This is a genomic window from Streptococcus suis (assembly GCF_002964045.1).
Lineage (GTDB): Bacteria > Bacillota > Bacilli > Lactobacillales > Streptococcaceae > Streptococcus > Streptococcus suis_U.
Genome location: NZ_POPB01000254.1, coordinates 92,998 through 109,976 on the forward strand (window position 1 = coordinate 92,998; position 16,979 = coordinate 109,976).

The window sequence follows — 16,979 nt, forward strand, 5'->3', positions numbered from 1 at the left end:
TGTACCCAGAATGGGAGATTTATGAGTACAAAAGCCAACCTTTTGTTTGATGTCCATGAGAAGCCAGCCCCGCTTCAAGGGATTTTGTTGAGTTTCCAGCACGTGTTCGCCATGTTCGGTGCGACGATTTTGGTGCCGCTGATTCTCGGTATGCCCGTGTCGGTTGCCCTCTTCGCATCAGGTGTCGGAACCTTGATTTACCAAGTGGCAACCCAGTTTAAAGTTCCAGTTTACTTGGGTTCATCCTTTGCCTATATCTCAGCTATGGCCCTTGCTATCAAGGAAATGGGTGGTGATGTCTCAGCTGCCCAGACAGGCATTTTCTTCGTCGGCTTGATTTACGTGTTGATTGCTGCACTTGTCAAAGTTATCGGTACTAAGTGGATCGACAGCCTCCTACCCCCAATCGTTATTGGCCCTATGATTGTTGTGATTGGTCTGGGTCTTGCCAACTCTGCCGTGACTTCAGCGGGCTTTGTCGCAGACGGCGACTGGAAAAATGTCGTCGTGGCGATTGCAACCTTCTTGATTGCGGCTTTTGTCAATACCAAAGGGAAAGGCTTCGCCAAGATTGTTCCTTTCTTGATTGCCATTATCGGTGGTTATGTGATTGCCATCTTCCTTGGCCTAGTTGACTTTACACCCGTTCTGGAAGCGGCTTGGTTTGAATTACCAGGTTTCTACCTACCATTTGAAACAGGTGCCTTCAAGTCGTACAATTTCTACTTCGGACCAGAAATGATTGCTATCTTACCAATTGCCGTTGTGACTATCGCAGAACACATCGGAGACCATACCGTTCTCAGCCAAATCTGTGGCCGCCAGTTCTTGAAAGACCCAGGCCTCAGTCGTACCTTGATTGGTGACGGTGTGGCGACTGCCGTATCTGCCTTTATTGGTGGACCTGCCAATACGACTTACGGTGAGAACACAGGGGTTATCGGTATGACCCGTATTGCATCAGTATCCGTTATCCGCAACGCAGCCTTGATTGCCATTGCCTTCTCATTCTTGGGTAAATTTACAGCCCTCATCTCAACCATTCCAAGTGCCGTTCTTGGTGGTATGTCTATCTTGCTTTACGGTGTTATCGCCTCAAACGGTTTGAAAGTTTTGATTGAAAGCCGTGTTGACTTCGGTCAAGTCCGCAACCTGATTATTGCAAGTTCGATGTTGGTATTGGGTCTTGGTGGCGCAGTGCTTAACATCGGTGCTATCACCCTGTCAGGAACAGCCCTCTCAGCCATTGTCGGCATCGTCCTCAACCTCATCTTGCCAAAGGCAGAAAAGACTGAGTAAATGTGATATACAAGCAGAAAGTCAGCTTCGGCTGGCTTTTTTTGAAAATAGCAGAGCAGCTCAGCTATTTTTCAAATCAGTTGACAAAAGAGATATTCCTTGATAGAATAAATGAGGTCCAGAAGGACAAATCTAGCTTTTTCTTGGTTACAGGTCGCCAACCTGTCACTCGGATCAGGCTCAAAAACAAAGGAGAACATATCATGGCAATCTCAAAAGAGAAAAAAAATGAAATCATGGCACAATATGCTCGTCATGAAGGCGACACAGGTTCAGTTGAAGTACAAGTAGCAGTACTTACTTGGGAAATCAACCACCTTAACGACCACATCAAACAACACAAAAAAGACCACGCAACTTACCGTGGTTTGATGAAAAAAATCGGTCGCCGTCGTAACTTGTTGGCATACCTACGCCGCACAGACGTAAACCGTTACCGTGAATTGATTCACTCACTCGGACTCCGTCGTTAAGATAGGATACAAAAGTCGTCAAAAACGGCTGAAAAATAGGAAACTGCCATGTCTTCGGACATTGGCAGTTTTTCTTATGTTCCATTTTGGAAGTATAGTGCTCAGAAAAGCTGGGTGTTCTTCGTTTGATTGAAGAGTATTCGTTTCGTTCAGTTGTTATTATAGCAGGTTAGATTTTCCCTCAAATTCCTTCCTCAATTCCCCACATTTTCCGTCAAATATGATAAAATAAGAAGTATGCGTGGTTTTGTGCAAAAGAGAGTGAAACAAGCTTGTTTGATTGTCTTTTGTAGAAAACACGCAAGAAAAATTTTCAGAAAAAATAGGAGACAATTCATGTCAAAACAAGTATTTGAAACGGTTTTTGCTGGCAAGAAATTGGTCGTTGAAACTGGCCAGGTTGCCAAACAAGCCAACGGTGCGGTTGTTGTTCGCTACGGTGACTCCACAGTCCTTACAGCGGCGGTTATGTCCAAAAAAATGGCGACGGGAGATTTCTTCCCCCTTCAAGTCAACTATGAAGAGAAAATGTACGCCGCAGGGAAATTCCCAGGTGGCTGGATGAAACGTGAGGGTCGTCCATCAACCGATGCGACCTTGACAGCTCGTTTGATTGACCGTCCGATTCGCCCAATGTTTGCGGAAGGCTTCCGAAATGAAGTCCAAGTCATCAACACAGTCCTTTCTTACGATCCAGACGCTTCAGCTCCAATGGCAGCTATGTTTGGTTCTTCATTGGCATTAGCAATCTCAGACATTCCTTTCAACGGTCCAATCGCAGGTGTGCAGGTTGGTTATGTCAATGGTGAACTCATCATCAACCCTGACAAGGCTCAAATGGAAGAGTCTCTTTTGGATCTGACAGTAGCTGGTAACAAGGACGCCATCAACATGGTAGAGTCTGGCGCCAAAGAATTGTCAGAAGACATCATGTTGGAAGCTCTTTTGAAAGGTCATGCGGCCATTCAAGAACTCCTTGACTTCCAAAATCAAATCGTGGCAGCAGTCGGCAAGGAAAAGGCAGATGTCGAGCTTCTTCAAGTAGACCCAGAATTGCAGGCTGAGATTGTCGCAGCTTACAATGACGATTTGAAAAAAGCGGTGCAGGTAGAAGAAAAATTGGCCCGTGAAGATGCGACCAATGCCGTTCGTGAAACCGTCATCGCAGCCTACGAAGAAAAATACGCTGAACACGAAGAATTCGACCGCATCATGCGAGATGTCCATGAAATCTTGGAACTCATGGAGCACGCAGAAGTTCGTCGTTTGATTACAGAAGACAAGGTTCGCCCAGACGGTCGCCGTGTCGATGAGATTCGTCCCTTGGATGCAGAAGTAGATTTCTTGCCAAACGTTCACGGTTCAGGTCTCTTTACCCGTGGTCAAACGCAAGCTCTTTCTGTCTTGACCTTGGCACCAATGGGTGAAACTCAAATCATCGACGGTTTGGATGATGAGTACAAGAAACGCTTCTTGCACCACTATAACTTCCCACAATATTCAGTTGGTTCAACTGGTCGTTACGGTGCACCAGGTCGTCGTGAGATTGGTCACGGGGCCCTTGGTGAGCGTGCCCTTGAGCAAGTCTTGCCAAGCCTAGAAGACTTCCCTTATGCTATCCGCTTGGTAGCAGAAGTCTTGGAATCAAACGGTTCTTCCTCACAGGCTTCTATCACAGCTGGTACCCTTGCCCTCATGGCAGGTGGTGTGCCAATCAAGGCACCAGTTGCAGGGATTGCCATGGGTCTGATTTCAGACGGTACCAACTACACCGTCTTGACCGATATTCAAGGTCTTGAGGATCACTTCGGCGACATGGACTTCAAGGTAGCTGGTACCCGTGATGGTATCACAGCTCTTCAGATGGACATCAAGATTGACGGGATCACACCGCAAATCTTGGAAGAAGCCTTGGCACAGGCTAAGAAGGCACGCTTTGAAATCCTTGATGTCATCGAAGCAACTATCCCAGAAGTTCGTCCTGACTTGGCACCAACTGCACCGAAGATTGACACGATTAAGATTGATGTAGATAAGATCAAGATTGTCATCGGTAAGGGTGGCGAAACTATTGATAAGATTATTGCAGAAACTGGCGTGAAAATCGATATTGACGAAGACGGTCTTGTAGCTATCTTCTCACCAGATCGCGATGCGATTGAACGGACCAAGGAAATCATTGCAGGTCTTGTTCGTGAAGCAAAAGTGGACGAAGTCTTCCAGGCAAAAGTGGTTCGTTTGGAGAAATTCGGTGCCTTTGTCAACCTCTTTGACAAGACAGACGCCCTCGTCCACGTTTCTGAAATGGCTTGGACCCGTGTCAATAAACCAGAAGACCTAGTTGAAATCGGCGATATTGTTGATGTCAAAGTTATCAAGATTGATGATAAAGGACGTATTGACGCTTCTATGAAGGCCCTTCTTCCAAAACCAGAAGGCTATGTAGAGCCAGAAAAACGCGAGCGTTCAGACAAACCTCGCCGTCCAAGAGACCACAAAGAGAAAAAAGACAACAACTTTGGTGAGTTCAAATTCCACAAGGTTGAAAAGAAATAAGCTGAGTAGACAAGTTCGGTAGCGAGCTTGTCTTTCGCTAGAAGGAGTGACTATGGGTTGGTGGAAGGACACCATTGAGATTGTAAAAGAAAAAGATCCGGCAGCACGGACGACCTTGGAAGTTCTTTTGACCTACCCAGGTGTCAAGGCCTTGGCTGCCCACCGTCTGTCCCACTGGATGTGGAAAAAAGGTTTTAAATTACTAGCTAGGATGCACAGCCAATTTTGGCGCTTTTGGACCAATATTGAAATTCATCCAGGTGCCGAGATTGCTTCGGGAGTCTTCATTGACCACGGAGCTGGTTTGGTTATCGGAGAAACCGCCATTATTGAATCAGGTGTCATGCTTTACCACGGGGTGACGCTTGGTGGTACGGGTAAGGATTGTGGCAAACGCCACCCGACTGTGCGAAAAGGGGCTCTGGTTTCTGCCCACGCCCAAGTCATTGGCCCTATTGAGATTGGGGAAAATGCTAAAGTGGGTGCAGCTGCCGTTGTCCTAGCCGATGTTCCAGCAGATGTGACAGTGGTCGGTATGCCTGCCAAAATCGTACGTGTGCATGGTCAAAAAGATGAGAAGGTCATTCATGACATGGAAGGTGGTCGTGAACACTACACGACTAAGCTTGCGGAATTACGAGAAGCTAGCCACCATTCGTCGCATTTGTAGGAAAGCTACATATGGTAAGTCCTATGTGAGTTAGCCATAGAGAGGAAAAATAAGCATGATAACAGCAACTAATGTTCTAAATTCCCAGCAGTTGTCCGCAGCAAAAACCCTGATAAGCACTATACAATCGCATGACGGGACCTATCGTGCCCCTTACCTGTCAAATATGCTCAACTTTGACCCTGAAATGCCAGCTTTTTTCTTGGCCTATCAAGACCAAAAGTTGGTGGGGCTCTTGACTGTGTATGCCGATGATGAGGATGTGGAGCTTGCGATTATCGTGCACTCAGACTACCGCAGACAGGGTCTGGCACGCAAGCTCTATGATTGCTACCAGATGAAGACGGCTAACTATCCTATCGCTAGTGTGACTTTTCAGACCGAACGTGTCTTTCTGGACAAGCACCCAGACCTTGCGACAGCATGGAACTTGGTAGAAGATACGGATACTGAGACATGGTTGGGTCGTGAACGAGTGCCTTATCAGCTCTCACAACAGGCTGAACTCACAGTAAGCTTGGCACAGGCTCACCATGCAGACGACATTGCGTGTTTTCAGACAAAGGTCTTTGATAGCGACTATGAGGTGGCTCTTCGTTACGCACATGAGGCTATCGCTGATGCGGACAGCTTACTTTACCTTTTGGAAAATAGCGGAGCGGTTATAGGCTCTTGCACTGTAGATATATCGTCCGATGATAACTATCTTTACGGTTTAGCTATCGCCCCAGACCAGTAACAAAAAGGTTACGGCACTTACTTAGTCAAAGCTGTCATCAATGACCTTATCAGGAAAAACGACAAACCTTTTCAAATCGCCGTCGAAGATGACAACCTCATCGCTAAGCGGCTATATGAAAATATCGGTTTTACAAAGTAGACACAAGTGGTCTACTTAGACCCGAAAGAAGGTTGATATGATACTAGAAGAATTTGAAAATACCTCTGCAGTCATTGAACCAACGGACAAGGCCATTCGTGGTGGTGGAGAGGTATGTGAGACCATGATTTTCTCTTTCAATGGGGAAATCGTAGACCGTGTCCGTCAGTTACCTGAGAGCAGAGAAGGTGGCTACTTAGAAAGCATTAATGGTCGTCATCCTTGGTATATTTTGGAAAGAGATGGACTGAAGGTTGCGGTCATGTTGGCAGTAATCGGTGCTCCCATGGCGGTTGGTCACTTGGAGGAACTGAAAGCCTGTGGCTTTGAGAATTTTATCGTTCTGGGTTCTTGTGGGGTGCTGGATAAGTCGCTTGCTGCGGATAAGATTATTCTTCCTAGCTCTGCCCTGCGGGACGAGGGAACTAGTTACCACTACGCTCCTGCCAGCGATGAAATCAGCTATGACCCTGCTCTGCTATTAACCATGGAAAAGGCCTTGGACCAAGCGGGAATTGAGCACGTGCGGGCCAAGACCTGGACGACGGATGCTTTTTATCGGGAAACGGCTGCCAAGGTCAAGCGTCGCCTAGCCGCTGGTGCCATGGTGGTCGATATGGAAGCTTCTGCTATCATGGCCTGGGCAAACTTTCGTCAGGCTAAGGTCTATCAGTTTTTCTACACGGCAGACTATGTGGACCACCACAAGAACGAGTGGGATACCCGTCGGGAAGAACGGACGGCTGATAGTATGACCTTCTTTGAAGTGGCCATGGCGATTGCAAGAAAATTAGAAAGTAGATCATGTTAAAAAAATTAGTAAGACAAAACTGGCCTTATGTGTTGACCGCCATTGCTGGGATAATCATGTCTATCCTTAAATTTTCCCAAGGAAGCTGGCAGGTAGGGATGATTTGGTTGGCCGCGACAGCTTATTGGCTAGTAAAATTGTATCAAAAGTATCAAGTCCTAAAGAATACTCAGAAGTAATGGAGAAACTATGATTAAAATTTACGATACCATGACTCGCAGTCTGCGTGACTTTGTGCCCTTGGAAGAGGGGAAGGTCAAGATGTATGTTTGCGGTCCGACGGTTTACAACTATATCCATATCGGAAATGCCCGTAGCGTTGTGGCTTTTGATACTATCCGCCGCTATTTTGAATACCGTGGCTATGATGTGACCTACATTTCAAACTTTACGGATGTGGATGACAAAATTATCAAAGCTGCTAATGAAGCTGGCATGACAACCAAAGAACTGTCTGATAAGTTTATCGCAGCCTTCAAGGAAGATGTGGCAAAGTTAGGTGTTAAACCAGCTACTAAAAACCCTCGGGTTATCGACTATATGGATGAAATCATTGAGTTTGTGCAGGTCTTGATTGACAAGGGTTACGCCTATGAAGCTTCTGGCGATGTTTATTTCCGTGTGGAAAAGGCTGAAAACTATGCTCGTTTGGCCAACAAAACCCTATCTGACTTAGAGGCTGGTGCTTCTGGTCGGGTTGAGGGAGAAGGTCAACTCAAAGAACATCCTTTCGACTTTGCCCTGTGGAAAACTGCCAAGCCAGGCGAAGTTTCTTGGGAAAGTCCTTGGGGAGCGGGTCGTCCAGGTTGGCATATCGAGTGTTCGGTCATGGCGACAGAGATTTTGGGAGCTACCATTGACATTCACGGTGGGGGTGCGGACTTGGAATTTCCTCACCATACCAATGAGATTGCCCAGTCTGAGTGCAAGACAGGTCAAACCTTTGCCAACTACTGGATGCACAATGCCATGCTCAATATCAATGATGAGAAGATGTCCAAGTCCTTGGGCAATTTCCTGACAGCACATGATATGTTGGAACAAATTGACGGTCAGGTCTTGCGCTTCTTCCTATCGACCCAGCACTACCGCCGTCCACTTAACTATACTGAGAAGGCTATTTCAGATGCGGAAATCAATCTCAAATATCTGAAAAACACTTATACACAACCTGTGCAAAAATCTGTGGATAAGTCGGCTCTTGAATTACATCTGGCGGCCTTTGAAGCGGCAATGGATGATGATTTCAATGCGGCAAATGGGATTACGGCTATCTTTGACTTTGCCAAGTGGATCAACTCAGGCAACTACGATGAAACTGTAAAAGAAGCCTTCGGCAAGATGCTCGCCGTCTTCGGTATTGTCTTTGAAGAAGAAGTCTTGGACAGCGACATTGAAGCCTTGATAGCAGAACGTCAAGCAGCGCGTGCCAATCGGGACTTTGCGACGGCTGACCGTATTCGTGATCAATTGGCAGCCCAGGGCATCAAGCTCTTGGATACCAAGGATGGTGTGAGGTGGACACGTGACTAAGGCAGTAGATGTCAATCTCATCAATGGAATTGCCCTGGCTTTTGAAGGGGATGCTGTCTATTCCATGTATGTCAGACGTCACTTGATTTTCAAGGGGCTGACCAAGCCCAATCAATTGCACGGAGAGGCTAACAAATACGTATCGGCCAAGGCTCAGGCAGGCCTGATTTCTGCCCTCTTAGAAGCTCAACTATTGACCGAAAAAGAGGAAGAAATCTACAAGCGGGGAAGGAATAGCCATAGCCACACCAAGGCCAAGAATGCAGACGTGGTCACCTATCGGATGTCCACAGGCTTTGAGGCGGTTTTGGGCTATTTGCACATGACCGAGCAGATGGAACGTCTGAATGAGCTGGTGGGCTGGTGTATTGAGTATATTGACTCCAAACAATAAGAATTTGACATAAGGAATCTAGGAGGCCAGATGACCAGTAAGGATCAATTACAGCAACTATTTCCAAAGGGAAGAATTTCTACTAGTAGGAGTGAGAGTGAAGAACTCCAACTTCCGCTATCAGAAGGCGTCTGGTTTACCCTATCAAAAGAGGATTTGACAGAGCGCGAATTGGGGTTGGTGGAGCTGTTACTTGGGGAATTAACTCAGGAATCTCAGCATCCTTGGGCTCACTATTTTCATGGAACAGGGCCGATTCCCCAAGAGTTGACAACGCTCCAAGTCATTCATGCCCATATCTGGACGGTATCGGATGAGGATGGTAGACAGGCATGGCTCGATATGATGACCAAGCTCTTGCCTAATCTCAAAGCCTATTACACGACAAATGGCCACGATTATACATTTGTTTTGGAACAATCTACCCTATTTGATGTTCGGGAGATTCTAGGGGACACTCTTTCTGCCATGGAATTTGATTTCGGTCTCAGGATGACCTTGTTCCTTGGACAAATGTGGCCTGAAAAAGTAGTTGGATTATGGCCGAAACTTGTAATGGCAGAACAGTCCATCTTTGCCAACTGGAGGACTCACCACCATCAATCGAATTTGCTCACCTTTAGCCAATTGTATCTGTGGGCAGGCCAGCTTTACCCAGTTTTGAAGGAGGGCTTGGCACCCTTGATTGTCCACCAACAGCTGGAAAAGGAAATTCTAGCCCTCTGGCAAGAAGGTGCAGTCTTAACAAAGGCGGCTCAGTCCCTCTACATCCATCGGAATACCCTACAGTATCGTTTGGATAAGTGGTATGATTGGACTGGCTTGCAGCTAAAGGATCTGACGGATTTAGCTGTATGCTATATGGTTATTGTAGATATGAATCTTTGATGGGAACATGGGATGAGAAAAGCAATTGTTTTAGCGACAGATAAAAACTACTTAGAGAAGGCTTTAGTCACCATAAAATCAATTTCCGTCTATAATCGTGATATCGATTTTTACCTCTTTCACCAAGGAGATGTTCCTGTTGAATGGGTTCGTACGGTCAATAAGCATTTGGCACACCTAGGCTCAAGCCTAAAACACGTCTTTATTTCTGATGAAACGGTCAATGCCTTCCACTCCTTTTTACCCTCAAGTTCCTGGTTACGGTTTTTTATTCCACAGTTTGTGACAGAATCGAAAGCCCTCTATCTTGATTCGGATATTATTGTTAATGGGTCTTTAGATGCCTTGTTTGCGCTTGATTTGGAGGATAAATTTTTGGCTGCAGTCGAGGATCCGAATGTGAATGAAGGTGGTAATTTTAATTCAGGTGTCTTATTGCTAAACCTAGACTTATGGCGTCGAAAAGGTTTGACCAACACCCTCTTGAAAGTTGCGGCTATTAAGAGCTCCTCGGTTAGAAATGGCGATCAGAGTATTTTAAATCTCGTTGCCGTAAACCAATGGCTACCTTTGGATAAGCAGTACAACTATCAGACCTACGATGTGGTCAGTCGGTATGACCACAGGGTCTATCTTTATGAAGATATAGGTTCTTGGACGCCCCTCATTATTCATTTTTTGACTGCTGATAAGCCTTGGAATGAATACAGTGTTGCTCGGTTTAGGGAGCTTTGGTGGTATTACGCCGGCTTGGAGTTTAGTTCCTTGGACGGAAGAAGAAGTCAAGCGGTTTCTTTTGAGGAGGCCTTAGATGCACTGACAGGTCCGAACAAGCACGCTTTTCTATTGACGGAAACCGATCAATTAGAGCACATTGACTATCTAGTTTCAAACTTGCCTGGTATCCAATTTCATATTGCTGCCTATACAATGGTTTCGTCACGACTGAAATCGCTGATGAATTATGACAATGTCCAGGTCTATCCTGAAATAATTGATGCTAGAGTAGACAAACTTTTAGATTATTGTGATTGTTACTTAGATATCAACCACTATGCAGAGGTCAAAGGAATTATTTCCAAAGCAAGAGATAGGGGAAAGCTAGTCCTTGCATTCGAGAACACAGCCCATCATCCAGAACTTGCTTCCGAGGTCTTCTCTCCTCATCATCCGGAAAAAATGTTAGACTTTCTAAAAATGACATTCTTGAATCAATAAGGTCTTTTGTGCAACTTGTACAAAAGATTTTTTTATTTTTGTTCACATTGACAGAGAAAAATAAAGCGTTTTCATTTATAATAAAACCATCAAAGAAAGCGAGGATTGAACATGGTTCAATTGAATTTAAAAAATATCTACAAAAAATACCCAAATAGCGAGCATTACTCAGTTGAAGACTTCAACTTGGACATCAAGGACAAGGAGTTTATCGTATTCGTAGGTCCTTCAGGATGTGGTAAGTCCACAACTCTTCGTATGATTGCTGGTTTGGAAGATATCACAGAAGGGGAAGCTTACATCGACGGCGTGTTGATGAACGATGTTGCTCCAAAAGACCGTGACATTGCCATGGTATTCCAGAACTATGCCCTCTACCCACACATGACTGTATTTGACAACATGGCTTTCGGTTTGAAATTGCGTAAATACAGCAAGGATGAAATCAAGAAACGTGTGGAAGAAGCTGCACAAATCCTTGGTTTGACAGAATTTTTAGAACGCAAACCAGCTGACCTTTCAGGTGGACAACGCCAGCGTGTTGCCATGGGCCGTGCTATTGTTCGTGATGCAAAAGTATTCTTGATGGATGAGCCTTTGTCAAACTTGGATGCCAAATTGCGTGTATCCATGCGTACAGAGATTGCTAAAATCCACCGCCGTATCGGTGCGACAACCATCTACGTAACCCACGACCAAACAGAAGCCATGACTTTGGCTGACCGTATCGTTATCATGTCTGCAACTAAAAACCCAGCAGGTACAGGTACAATCGGTCGTATCGAGCAAATCGGTAGCCCAGAAGAGCTATACAACCGTCCAGCCAACAAGTTTGTTGCTAGCTTCATCGGTAGCCCTGCTATGAACTTCTTCGCAGTAACGCTTCAAGATGGTGTTCTTGTTGGAGATGGCTTCAAAGTGGGTCTTCCAGAAGGTCGTCGCAAGCACTTGGAAGAAAAAGGCTACAATGGTAAGAGCTTCACACTTGGTATTCGTCCAGAAGACATCAAGGCTTCTCAGTTAGAATTGGATACTTACCCTTCTTCTATCGTAGAAGCAGAAGTAGTCGTTTCAGAGCTTCTCGGTGCAGAAACCATGCTTTACTCTAAGGTTGGAAACACTGAATTTGTATCTCGTGTCGATGCGCGTGATTATCACAACCCAGGCGATAAAGTCCGCTTGACCTTCAACCTCAACAAAGCTCATTTCTTCGATGATGCAACAAGCAAGGCCATCGTATAAAATTGTTCATAAAACACCTGACCGTCAGATGAAAATCTGGCGGTTTTTATAATAATATATAATTGCTTGTTTTTTAGGGTTTTATTTCGTATAATAAGTGTAGATAAATCATATAGAGGAGGTACCCATGAAAATACTACTGAAAAAAATTCGGATAACGGCTCTTTATATTTTGCTTTACAACCTTATTTTGATTATATGCATTTGGATGGGGAAGGTATCCACCAAGGAGGAATTCATCATTGCTGTCGCAGGGAATGCGGTCATGATGGGGCTGTCTTTCTTGCATTTGCACAACCAAGTATCGTCATTTAGTTTATCTTTTATTACGTCGTTAACTCACCTTGCCTAACTCCAGTTATACCTGCGGCTCGTTGCCTAGTACTAAAAGTAAACTAAAAGACTATATCAGATGAATTTCATGGAAAAGTAGAAGAACCGTCGGTTTAAACTGACGGTTTCTTTTCTTATGTTAGTAATGGTAGTAGGTAGGTCATTGTTCCGAATTCGAATAAAATGTAGATTCCTAATATGATAAAAATGGTTGGAAGAATCATTTTTTCATATTTTTCTATGAATTCAGAAATGCTATGGAGACTTCCAAATTTTTCTGCTAGGTAGCAAATGGCGAATGTCTCTAGCAAGATCAGGCCAGCAGTTAAGAGTGTTTCTAAGGTACTTAGAGTTGTAAAATAAGGGGTAAATATTCCTAAATTATCTACTCCCGATGCCAATAAAATAAAAATGATAGATAGTAGTCCGATTTTGCTATCAGGAATTTCTGTCTCTTCTTCGTTTTCAAAAAGGATTCTAACCCCTAGTAGAATAGGGACGAAGCCGAGCAGACCAAGGATCCAGTCAGCTAGAAAAACATTGGCAACTTGGCTAAGGATTGAACTTAAGAGAATGAGTATAAAACTAGCAAGTAGTTGTCCAAAATAGATTGTGCGTTTTTCACCTGGTTTTTTTGCCTGTGAAAATAAAAGGAATAAAATTAGGAAATAATCGATACTTGTTGAAATACCAAGAATCAGTGCATAAGTAATAATAGTCATGGTCCCTCCGTATAATATAGTAGTCATAGATATTTATTTACAGAGGCACATCAATTTTGAAAGATAGAAGTAAAAATTGCGATTCATTTTAATTTCCTTTTCTCCCCTCATCTTCATCTTTATAAACTTCATAGAAATCAACCTTGAGGCGAATAAAGGCTTCCATGTCATGTAGGAGTTGGAAGAGGGTGGCTCGGGTTTCAAATTCTTCTCGGGTTTGCGGCAGAGGTCGCTCGCGGAAGGTGGCATGGAAGAGTTCGATGTCCAGGAGCAGTTCCTTAGCGGAGTTTTCTCGGCTTAGTTGCTGGGCTGCTCGCTCGAAGAGGCTGGACAGGATGACATTTTCTCTGCCTTCCAGTAAACACTTGTTGATATTTCCTGCCATGGTCCGCAGGATTTTATTTTGTGCAGCTCGCATTTCAAAGTAATGGACCTGGTAGTTGGTCTGCTGGAAGAGCTGGTTGTGGCGGTCTAGATAGACGACTTTGAGGGCCTCGTCCAAGGTCTTATCCAGCTGCGTAATCAATTCTGCCTCGTTTCGTCCGTCGCCGTTGAGCAGAAAGGCTTCAAAGCGAAGGAGAATCTGCTTGAGTAGGTCTTCGACTTGGTCGTGATAGGCCTCGATTTTCTTTTCTTGCGAGGGCATATAGAGGTTAAACAAGAGTGCAAGTCCTGCGCCAATCAGAAAAAGCGCCAGCTCATTTCCCAAAAAAATCAGCGAAATATCCTGCTCTAGCAAGAGGTGGGTGACGAGGACGGTCGAGGGGGCGATGCCAGCCTCCCAGTTGAATCGGTAGGCCAGAGGGACGTAGAGGGCCAGGTAGATGCCTAGAGTCCAGATGCCAAAGCCAAAGAGGGCGAAGATCAGGACGGCTATGGTCAGGGCCAGGAGGGTAGAAAAGAGGCGGTTGCGGGCCATTTTGAAGCTGGACTTGCGGGTGTCGAGGACGCTGAGAATGGCGATGATACCGGCAGCCGTCGCATAGGACAAGTCTAGAGTGGTCGCTAGGTAAATGGCTAGGACGGTGGCAAATATCAGTTTAATCGTTCGGAGGGAGAGGGACATGGGAACTCCTTTGGTCTTAGTCTTCCTTTTATTGTACCATAAAACCCTCCTAAGGTTAGGAGGGTTGACTTTATACAAACAAAGCCATAATTCCAACTACCAAGTAGCAGACCAATTTGTAGCTTTCGTTGATGAGGATGAGGTTAAGAGGGCGTTGCTCAAAGACGTAGTTTTTTAAAGAAGCAAGTACCGCAATCACGCCCATGCCGCCAGCTGCGTGGAGTGGTGAAACACCAAGGGTCTTGATGAAGAAAATCGCCACAACAGCAGTCAAAACTTCAATCGCTAAGGAAATCATCATTTCCTTCTGGCCATTTTTGCCAGCCTGACGGTCAGCTTCTACCTTGGCCATGTCAATGCCAGAGGCTTCAATCCAAGCATCACGGAAAATCAAACCATACCACAAACCACCAATAGCAAAGGCAATCAGCCCTGCCACAATTCCCAAAATAAGTGTCATACGTTCTCCTTTTTGCGTCCGTTTGTACGGATAAATAATAGATAACAGAATACCATGGTTTGGTAAGGAGGTCAAGTTTTTCAGCTGTGATATAGTGAGTGCCTATTTTCAGTCAACCTATGCTATAATACTCTTATGGAACAAAATGATATCGTATATGGCGTACATGCTGTAGTGGAGAGTTTGGAGGCCAACACCGGCAACAAACTCTACATTCAGGATGATTTGCGCGGAAAAAATGTAGAAAAAATCAAGGCGCTGGCAGCAGAGAAGAAGGTGTCGATTTCTTGGACGCCCAAGAAGACCCTGTCCGACATGACAGAAGGTGCCGTCCACCAAGGATTTGTCCTGCGGGTCTCTGAGTTCGCTTATGCGGACCTATCGGTGATTTTGGAAAAGGCAGAGCAGGAAGATAATCCCCTCATTCTCATCTTGGACGGTCTGACAGATCCCCACAACTTTGGCTCGATTTTACGGACTGCAGATGCCACACAGGTAGCAGGCATCATCATTCCCAAGCACCGAGCAGTTGGCGTGACCCCAGTTGTGGCAAAGACTTCCACAGGTGCGGTGGCCCATGTCCCAATCGCCCGAGTGACCAATCTCAGCCAAACCCTAGATAAGCTTAAGGAGGCTGGTTTCTGGGTATTTGGCACGGATATGAACGGAACCCCAAGCCACAAGTGGAATACGGCTGGAAAACTAGCCCTCATTATCGGCAACGAAGGCAAGGGCATCTCCAGCAATATCAAAAAGCAGGTGGATGAGATGATTACCATTCCTATGAAGGGCCATGTCCAATCTCTCAATGCCAGCGTGGCAGCCGCTGTGCTTATGTATGAAGTATTTCGGAAGAAAATCTAAATGAGAGCAAAAGTTCTCATTGTAGATGGCTACAACATGATTGCCTTTTGGCAGTCCACCAAGCAGGATTTTAAAAAGGGAGACTTGGATGCGGCCAGAACGACCTTGCTTCGCACCTTGTCTCACTACGCAGCCTTTGAACAGATCGAGGTGATCTGTGTCTTTGATGCCCACCATGTGCCAGGTCTTCGCCAGCAGTATGACGAATTCAAAGTGTCGGTCATTTTTACAGAGGAGGAAGAGACGGCAGATAGTTATATCGAACAGCTCAGCGCCCAGCTCAATAGTGACCGCCGCAAGCGGGTTTCCGTCGCAACCAGCGACCTCAATGAACAGTGGGTGGTTTTCTCCCAAGGCGCTTTACGGGTTTCGGCACGTGAGTTGGAGGAGAGAACCAAGGTCATCAAAAAGGACTTGGACAAGTTTGTGGACCAGGTTGAACTCTATACTCCACGGCTCAATCCCTGGTCAGATGGGAATTTTCAAGCTTTAAAAGAAATGATTGAGGAAATGAAAGAGTGACATTTACAATCGTTACCGATTCGACATCGGATTTGCCAATCAGTTGGGTCCAAGAAAATGATGTGACCGTGCTTGGTTTGACCATTAACCTAGACGGCGTAACCTATGAAACAGTCGGTGAAAACCGCTTGACCTCAGCGGATCTGCTGGATAAAATGGCGACTGGAGGCCTTCCGACAACTAGTCAAGTCAACGTTGGTCAGTTTGAGGAAGTCTTTGAGGCTGCAGCCAAGGAAGGTCAAGAAGTGCTTTATCTCGCCTTTTCATCTGCTCTTTCAGGAACCTATCAGAGCGGAACCATTGCACGCGATATGGTCTTGGACAACTATCCACAAGCCCATATCGAGATTGTCGATACCAAGGCGGCTTCTATCGGTGAAGGCTACTTGGTCATGCAGGCGACTCAAGCGCGTGCTGCGGGTAAGACTTTGGCAGAAACCGAGGCACTTATTGAGGAACTGGTGCCTCGCTTGCGGACCTACCTCTTGGTCGATGACTTTAACCACCTGGTGCGTGGGGGTCGCTTGTCCAAGGCAGCTGCCCTCATTGGTGGTCTAGTCAATATCAAACCTCTCCTTGCGCTCAATGCGGAAGGAAGGTTAGAAGCGATTGCCAAAATCCGTGGTCGCAAAAAAGGAATCAAGGAAATGTTGAACCTGACCTTGGATAATTTGGACCATTCTACGGTTATGGTGGCCTATACAGGTGATATTGAGGCGGCTGAAGCGATTAAGGCAACCTTGTTGGAAGATGGCCGTGTCAGCGAGGTTCTTTTGACTGAGTTGGGCCCGATTATTACCACCCATACAGGAACAGGGGCATTAGCCATTATTTCTATCAATAAAGAAGAGAGATAATCTCTTCAGATTGCAGACAAACATCGTTTTGGTGTTTGTCTTTTTTACTGTTTTTAGGGAAAAATAGCTGTTTTGGTGCTTAAACCACCTCATCTGGACAAAATAAAAAGGCCTTCTTGCCATCCTTTTAACTAGTTTTTTGAGATTTAAGCACGCCAAAGTCAGTCCAATCTTATCCTCCATTTTGGACC

At 45.4% G+C, this 16,979-nt stretch carries 17 protein-coding genes and 2 pseudogenes; 15 read left to right on the plus strand and 4 right to left on the minus strand.

Annotation, left to right across the window (positions count from 1 at the left end):
• Positions 1 to 21 precede the first annotated feature (21 nt).
• The 12 genes and pseudogenes from C1E99_RS02885 to C1E99_RS02945 all read left to right on the plus strand — a co-directional run bounded on the left by C1E99_RS02885 (position 22) and on the right by C1E99_RS02945 (position 12,316).
• Complete coding sequence (locus tag C1E99_RS02885) at positions 22 to 1,299, plus strand: uracil-xanthine permease family protein (protein WP_105206539.1); 1,278 nt, start codon at positions 22 to 24, stop codon at positions 1,297 to 1,299.
• Positions 1,300 to 1,502: 203 nt separating this feature from the next.
• The gene (gene rpsO / locus C1E99_RS02890) at positions 1,503 to 1,772 is read left to right on the plus strand and encodes a 30S ribosomal protein S15 (RefSeq protein ID WP_002938849.1); all 270 of its coding nucleotides are present in this window, start codon (positions 1,503 to 1,505) and stop codon (positions 1,770 to 1,772) included.
• A gap of 336 nt (positions 1,773 to 2,108) precedes the next feature.
• On the plus strand, positions 2,109 to 4,328 hold the full coding sequence (pnp, locus tag C1E99_RS02895; RefSeq protein WP_024381087.1) for a polyribonucleotide nucleotidyltransferase: 2,220 nt from the start codon (positions 2,109 to 2,111) through the stop codon (positions 4,326 to 4,328).
• A 52-nt stretch (positions 4,329 to 4,380) separates the two neighbouring features.
• A complete protein-coding gene (cysE, locus tag C1E99_RS02900) occupies positions 4,381 to 4,998 on the plus strand; it encodes a serine O-acetyltransferase (protein ID WP_024390851.1) in 618 nt (205 codons plus the stop codon).
• Positions 4,999 to 5,053: 55 nt separating this feature from the next.
• Positions 5,054 to 5,878 (plus strand): annotated as a pseudogene (locus C1E99_RS02905) (GNAT family N-acetyltransferase).
• Positions 5,879 to 5,915: 37 nt separating this feature from the next.
• Positions 5,916 to 6,689 (plus strand): nucleoside phosphorylase, encoded by a 774-nt coding sequence (locus tag C1E99_RS02910; protein ID WP_105206540.1) that lies wholly within the window; start codon positions 5,916 to 5,918, stop codon positions 6,687 to 6,689.
• Positions 6,690 to 6,878: 189 nt separating this feature from the next.
• On the plus strand, positions 6,879 to 8,222 hold the full coding sequence (gene cysS / locus C1E99_RS02920; RefSeq protein ID WP_105206541.1) for a cysteine--tRNA ligase: 1,344 nt from the start codon (positions 6,879 to 6,881) through the stop codon (positions 8,220 to 8,222).
• Positions 8,215 to 8,616 carry a Mini-ribonuclease 3 gene (locus C1E99_RS02925; RefSeq protein ID WP_105206542.1) on the plus strand — a complete coding sequence of 134 codons (402 nt, stop codon included), beginning with the start codon at positions 8,215 to 8,217 and terminating at the stop codon, positions 8,614 to 8,616. The genes cysS and C1E99_RS02925 overlap by 8 nt, the downstream gene beginning before the upstream one ends.
• A gap of 30 nt (positions 8,617 to 8,646) precedes the next feature.
• Positions 8,647 to 9,504, plus strand: coding sequence for a helix-turn-helix domain-containing protein (locus C1E99_RS02930; protein ID WP_099806932.1), 858 nt, complete (start codon positions 8,647 to 8,649; stop codon positions 9,502 to 9,504).
• A 12-nt stretch (positions 9,505 to 9,516) separates the two neighbouring features.
• On the plus strand, positions 9,517 to 10,722 hold the full coding sequence (locus tag C1E99_RS02935) for a glycosyltransferase family 8 protein (RefSeq protein WP_044689351.1): 1,206 nt from the start codon (positions 9,517 to 9,519) through the stop codon (positions 10,720 to 10,722).
• Positions 10,723 to 10,833: 111 nt separating this feature from the next.
• Positions 10,834 to 11,964, plus strand: a complete 1,131-nt coding sequence (locus C1E99_RS02940) for an ABC transporter ATP-binding protein (RefSeq protein WP_044689349.1) — start codon at positions 10,834 to 10,836, stop codon at positions 11,962 to 11,964.
• A gap of 127 nt (positions 11,965 to 12,091) precedes the next feature.
• Entirely contained in the window at positions 12,092 to 12,316 is a 225-nt protein-coding gene (locus tag C1E99_RS02945) for a hypothetical protein (RefSeq protein WP_105206543.1), read from the plus strand.
• A 115-nt stretch (positions 12,317 to 12,431) separates the two neighbouring features.
• On the opposite strand, the gene C1E99_RS02950 is transcribed toward C1E99_RS02945, so the two are convergent.
• The 3 genes from C1E99_RS02950 to C1E99_RS02960 all read right to left on the minus strand — a co-directional run bounded on the left by C1E99_RS02950 (position 12,432) and on the right by C1E99_RS02960 (position 14,545).
• Entirely contained in the window at positions 12,432 to 13,019 is a 588-nt protein-coding gene (locus C1E99_RS02950; protein WP_105206544.1) for a cadmium resistance transporter, read from the minus strand.
• A gap of 88 nt (positions 13,020 to 13,107) precedes the next feature.
• Positions 13,108 to 14,085, minus strand: a complete 978-nt coding sequence (locus C1E99_RS02955) for an aromatic acid exporter family protein (protein ID WP_105206545.1) — start codon at positions 14,083 to 14,085, stop codon at positions 13,108 to 13,110.
• 70 nt (positions 14,086 to 14,155) lie between these two features.
• Complete coding sequence (locus C1E99_RS02960) at positions 14,156 to 14,545, minus strand: DUF1761 domain-containing protein (RefSeq protein WP_105143968.1); 390 nt, start codon at positions 14,543 to 14,545, stop codon at positions 14,156 to 14,158.
• A gap of 135 nt (positions 14,546 to 14,680) precedes the next feature.
• On the opposite strand from C1E99_RS02960, the gene rlmB reads away from it, so the two are divergent.
• Genes rlmB through C1E99_RS02975 form a run of 3 tightly spaced genes read left to right on the plus strand, consistent with a single transcriptional unit; the run spans position 14,681 to position 16,788 of the window.
• Complete coding sequence (gene rlmB / locus C1E99_RS02965; protein WP_012027787.1) at positions 14,681 to 15,409, plus strand: 23S rRNA (guanosine(2251)-2'-O)-methyltransferase RlmB; 729 nt, start codon at positions 14,681 to 14,683, stop codon at positions 15,407 to 15,409.
• Positions 15,410 to 15,931, plus strand: a complete 522-nt coding sequence (locus tag C1E99_RS02970; protein ID WP_105146056.1) for an NYN domain-containing protein — start codon at positions 15,410 to 15,412, stop codon at positions 15,929 to 15,931. It begins immediately after the preceding gene.
• Positions 15,928 to 16,788 carry a DegV family protein gene (locus tag C1E99_RS02975; RefSeq protein ID WP_105206546.1) on the plus strand — a complete coding sequence of 287 codons (861 nt, stop codon included), beginning with the start codon at positions 15,928 to 15,930 and terminating at the stop codon, positions 16,786 to 16,788. Before C1E99_RS02970 ends, C1E99_RS02975 begins: the two co-directional genes overlap by 4 nt.
• On the opposite strand, the pseudogene C1E99_RS15190 reads toward C1E99_RS02975, so the two are convergent.
• Positions 16,753 to 16,979, minus strand: a pseudogene (locus tag C1E99_RS15190) (IS5/IS1182 family transposase); the annotation flags it as partial. The gene C1E99_RS02975 and the pseudogene C1E99_RS15190 sit on opposite strands and share 36 nt — an antisense overlap.